Below are 4131 nucleotides of genomic sequence, written 5' to 3'. Positions count from 1 at the left end.
TGCCCGGCCAGGCCTCCGGCCAGCACCCGCTCCCGCCGCCGGGCGGCCCCGTCCCGGGCGACCCCATGGCGAACGAGCACCCGCCGCGCCACCCGTCCGGCGCGATCCCCCGCGACCCGTCGCGGGAGGAGCGGCCCGCGATCCCCGGCTCCCGGGCGAGCGCGGAGGAACGGCCCGGCGAGCCCAAGGCTCCGCTGCCGCCGCCGCGCGCCGCCTCGGACGCCATCTCCTTGACCACGGAGATGGAGGCCATCGGCGAGGAGGTCCAGAAGCGCCGGGGCATCGACCACACGCTGGCCCGCTTCTCCGCGGTGCACGACGAGATCCAGGCCGAGGAGCGTCAGCGCAAGGCCAAGCGCCGCCGGCTCATGCCGTGGCGCCAACAGGAGGACGAGCTCGACCAGCTCGACGAGATGGTCGCGATGCAGACCATCGCGGTGCCGCAGAAGAAGAACGACGAGCCCGCCGAGCCGCGCCCCGCCACCGCGCCCGCGGTGTTCGACCAGGACCCGAAGACCCGCCGCCGCAAGCTCACCATCCGCGTGTTCGCCGCGACCGCCGCGATCCTGGTGTTCGTGGCGACCGGCATCGCGTGGGGATTCAAGAGCTGGGTCGACGCGAGCGCGCAGCAGGTCGACGCGCTCGACCCGAACTCCGACTCGATCCAGGACGCCGCCGCGCAGCGCGGTGACGAGAACTTCCTGCTCGTCGGCTCCGACACCCGTGCCGGCGCCGAGGACGAGGACAACGTCGGCAACGAGGACGAGGTCCTCGGCGCCCGGTCGGACACCGTGATGATCGCGCACATCCCGGCCAACCGGGAGCGCGCCGTCATCGTGTCCTTCCCCCGAGACCTCGAGATCAGCCGGCCCGCCTGCGAGGGCTGGGACCCCGAGAGCGGCGACTACACGGGTGAGCAGAAGCCGGCCGAGGAGCAGGTCAAGCTCAACTCCGCCTACCAGGTCGGCGGCCCGAAGTGCGTGACCAAGCTGGTGCAGGAGATCACCGGGCTCGCGATCAACCACTTCGTCGGCATGGACTTCAACGGCTTCAAGGGCATGGTCGACGCGGTGGACGGCGTGCCGATCTGCGTCGAGAAGCCGCTCAAGGACGACATCCTCGGCACGATCGTCCCGACCGCCGGCGAGAACGTGCAGCTCTCCGGTAACGAGGCGCTGAACTTCGTGCGAGCCCGGCACGTGCAGGGCGACGTGACCGCGGACTACGGGCGGATCCAGCGCCAGCAGCGGTTCCTGTCCGCGTTGCTGCGCAAGGCGATGTCGAGCGAGGTGCTGCTCGACCCGGGCAAGCTGAGCGCCTTCGTGGAGGCGTTCTCGAAGTCGACGTTCGGCGACAACATCGGCGTCGACCAGATGGTCGTGCTAGGCCAGTCGCTACAGGGCATCGAGGCCGGGCGCGTGACGTTCGTGACCGTGCCGACGGTCGGCGAGGCGAACGATCGAGGCAACGAGGACCTGCGCGTCGAGGACACGAACGCACTGATGTCGGCGATCCGCAAGGACAGCCCGCTGCCCGGGGAGAAGTCGGGCGCGCAGCAGCTGCGGACCGGGCTTGAGCTGCGGCAGGGCGGGCAGGTCGACCCGAAGACGATCAAGCTGCAGGTGTTCAACGGCGGCAACCCGACCGGCGGGATCGCCGGTGACACCGCCGACCAGCTGGCCGGGTTCGGGTACCAGATCGTGTGGGTGGACGCGGCGCCGGAGAACGTGGAACGCACGGTCATCAAGTACGCCAAGGGACGCGAGGCGCAGGCGAAGACGCTGCAGACGTCGGTGCCGGACGCGGAGCTCGCCGAGGACCCGTCGCTGGCGGGCGCGGTGCAGCTGATCATCGGCCCCGGCTTCGACGGCAACATCGTCGCTCCCGGTAAGGGCAAGCCGGCCGCCGAGCCGCTGCCGGAGGACCTCTCGACGATCAACGGCGGGGACGTTTCCTGCGCCTGACCTGGTACTCATTTGTGGCCTTGGGTTCACGTGGGATTCATCGGGCGATGCGGTAAGGGCTTGTCCACGCCCGTAGGCTGTCGCCATGCGTGAGGCCTACCAAGTCGAACTCGGCCAGCTCGTCGTGGAGCTCGCCGGCATGTGCTCGATGGTCGCGACGGCCATGGAGCTCGCCACCCGATCCCTGCTCGAAGCCGACCTCGGCCTGGCCGAACAGGTCATCGGCGACGACACGAAGGTGGACGACGCGCGGTCGGCCTGCGAGGAGCACGCGTACGCGCTGTTGGCCCTGCAGGCGCCGGTGGCGTCCGATCTGCGCAGTGTGCTGGCCGCGATCCACGCGGCGGAGAGCCTCGAGCGGATGGGCGACCTGGCTCTGCACGTAGCGAAGGCCGCCCGGCGGCGGCACCCGCAGCCGGTGCTGCCCGAGCAGGTGAGCCCGTACTTCGCGGAGATGGGCCGGGTCGCCGTCGAGCTGGCGCGGGAGGCCGAGCAGGTCATCCTGAGCAAGGACATCGAGCAGGCCCACTCCCTGGAGGAGGCCGACGACGAGATGGACGACCTGCACCGTCATCTGTTCTCGGTGCTCATGGAGAAGGACTGGCCGCACGGGGTGGCCGCGGCCGTGGACGTCACGCTGCTGGGCCGCTTCTACGAGCGCTTCGCCGACCACGCGGTGTCCGTTGCCAAGCGAGTGGTCTTCGTCGTGACGGGCCGCATGCCGGGCACCGCCCACGACGAAGTCGTCTGACCGACAAGGCCGCCGTCCGGGACACCCGGGCGGCCTCCGGCCCCCGAAATCCAGCGTAGCGACGCCACCGACGATTCCGGTCGCCGGACACCGGCGCCTGTGGACAACTCCGGACCCGCGGGGGCCCTCCGCTTTCCAGTCTATTCGCGGGGACCGACAGAAACGGGCGGGCGCGGGCGGGGCTGTGGACAGGTCAGCGGCGCGGGGCCACCGACTCGATCATCTCGCCCAGTTGGTGTGTCAGGCGGACCGAGTCGGCCGGGGAGAAGGTGCCCGTGACCGCGCCGTCCTCGTCCGGTGGGCGGGACAGGGTCAGGTAGCGGCCCTGGTCGGTGTCCAGCCACGTCAGGCCGCCGGCCCGGACCTCCCGGCCATGGCGGTCCCGGCCGCTCACCGCGAAGAAGCCGGTGCCCGTCCGCGGTCGCGAGAGGTAGCTCGTCGCCGTGCGCAGCTGCTGCTCGGTCGTGGCCCGGACGCGCTCGCCGAAGACCATCTGCTCGTTGTCGTCCCGCCGGTGTCGCGCCGGCGCGGGCGGGGGGCGACGGATCGTCACTGACTGGCCCGGGCCCGCCTGCATCCTCGGCAGCAGGTCGACCAACGCCAGCGCGAGCGAGGTGGGCCGGACCAGCTCGAAGCGCATGCTCTGGTCTTCCTTGACCACGACCACGCCCGCGTCGCTCGTGGCCGATGCCCGCGCGTAGATCTCCCGGTTCTTCTCCACGGTCCCCATCACGGCGACCGCGATCACGTAGTTCGACAGCGTCCGCATGGCGAGCTTCAGGTCGGGATCGAGGTCATCGTCCCGGACGAGCCCGCGTTTGGCCAGGTCGAGGAGCACCGCGCGGGTGATCCGCTGCCGGTCCACCTGGAACTGGCCGACACTCGGGATCTCGAACGGGAACATGCGGATGTTCACCCCGAGCAGCTCCGCCACGATGTCCGCCGCGGCGAGCGACAGCGTGAACGAACGCGCCATCACTCACCGATCACGGGTGGGGCAGTCGCCTCGTCGGTGCCGAATACCGCGTCCGGGTCACCCTCGACCAGGAACGATGGCCGCTGGTGCTCGTCGTCGTCCTCGCCCTGGCCGCGACCGCCGCCGGGTGCGAACCCGCCGCCGCCCATGCCACCACGTCCGACACCGGCCGCGCCGCCACGCATGGCCGCACTCTCCGACGCCAGCGCGCCGCCGGCACCCGGCATTCCCGCACCGGGACCGACACCGCCGCCGCGAGCACCGAGCCCGCCGGCGCCGCTCCCGCCAGCGCCACTCCCGCCAGCGCCGCCGGATCCGGAGCCGAATCCGCTGCCCGAACCGAAGCCGCCGGGCCCGAACCCGCGACCGCCGCCCGCGCCGAACCGGCCGCGTTCGCCATCGGCCCCGCCGGAACCCGGGGGAAAGCCGCCGATCGGCAC

At 71.6% G+C, this 4131-nt stretch carries 3 protein-coding genes and 1 pseudogene; 2 read left to right on the top strand and 2 right to left on the bottom strand.

The features are described from left to right. Together ACRDSK_RS32240 and phoU are read left to right on the top strand one after the other, a co-directional pair. Positions 1-1964 (top strand): LCP family protein (locus ACRDSK_RS32240; RefSeq protein WP_431445194.1); only part of this gene is annotated, 1964 nt, incomplete at its 5' end. 85 nt (positions 1965-2049) lie between these two features. Then, positions 2050-2715, top strand: a complete 666-nt coding sequence (gene phoU, locus ACRDSK_RS32235; RefSeq protein ID WP_431445192.1) for a phosphate signaling complex protein PhoU — start codon at positions 2050-2052, stop codon at positions 2713-2715. 193 nt (positions 2716-2908) lie between these two features. Here phoU and ACRDSK_RS32230 read toward each other — a convergent pair whose 3' ends face one another. Both ACRDSK_RS32230 and ACRDSK_RS32225 read right to left on the bottom strand, forming a co-directional pair. Continuing rightward, positions 2909-3691, bottom strand: coding sequence for an ESX secretion-associated protein EspG (locus tag ACRDSK_RS32230; RefSeq protein ID WP_431445191.1), 783 nt, complete (start codon positions 3689-3691; stop codon positions 2909-2911). Further along, positions 3691-4131 (bottom strand): annotated as a pseudogene (locus tag ACRDSK_RS32225) (hypothetical protein); the annotation flags it as partial. The gene ACRDSK_RS32230 and the pseudogene ACRDSK_RS32225, both read right to left, overlap by 1 nt.

The sequence above is a fragment of the Actinophytocola sp. genome (genome assembly GCF_050699915.1).
Lineage (GTDB): Bacteria > Actinomycetota > Actinomycetes > Mycobacteriales > Pseudonocardiaceae > Actinophytocola.
The sequence above is the reverse complement of the archived record's forward strand: the minus strand, read 5'-3'. Positions and strand labels throughout refer to the sequence as shown.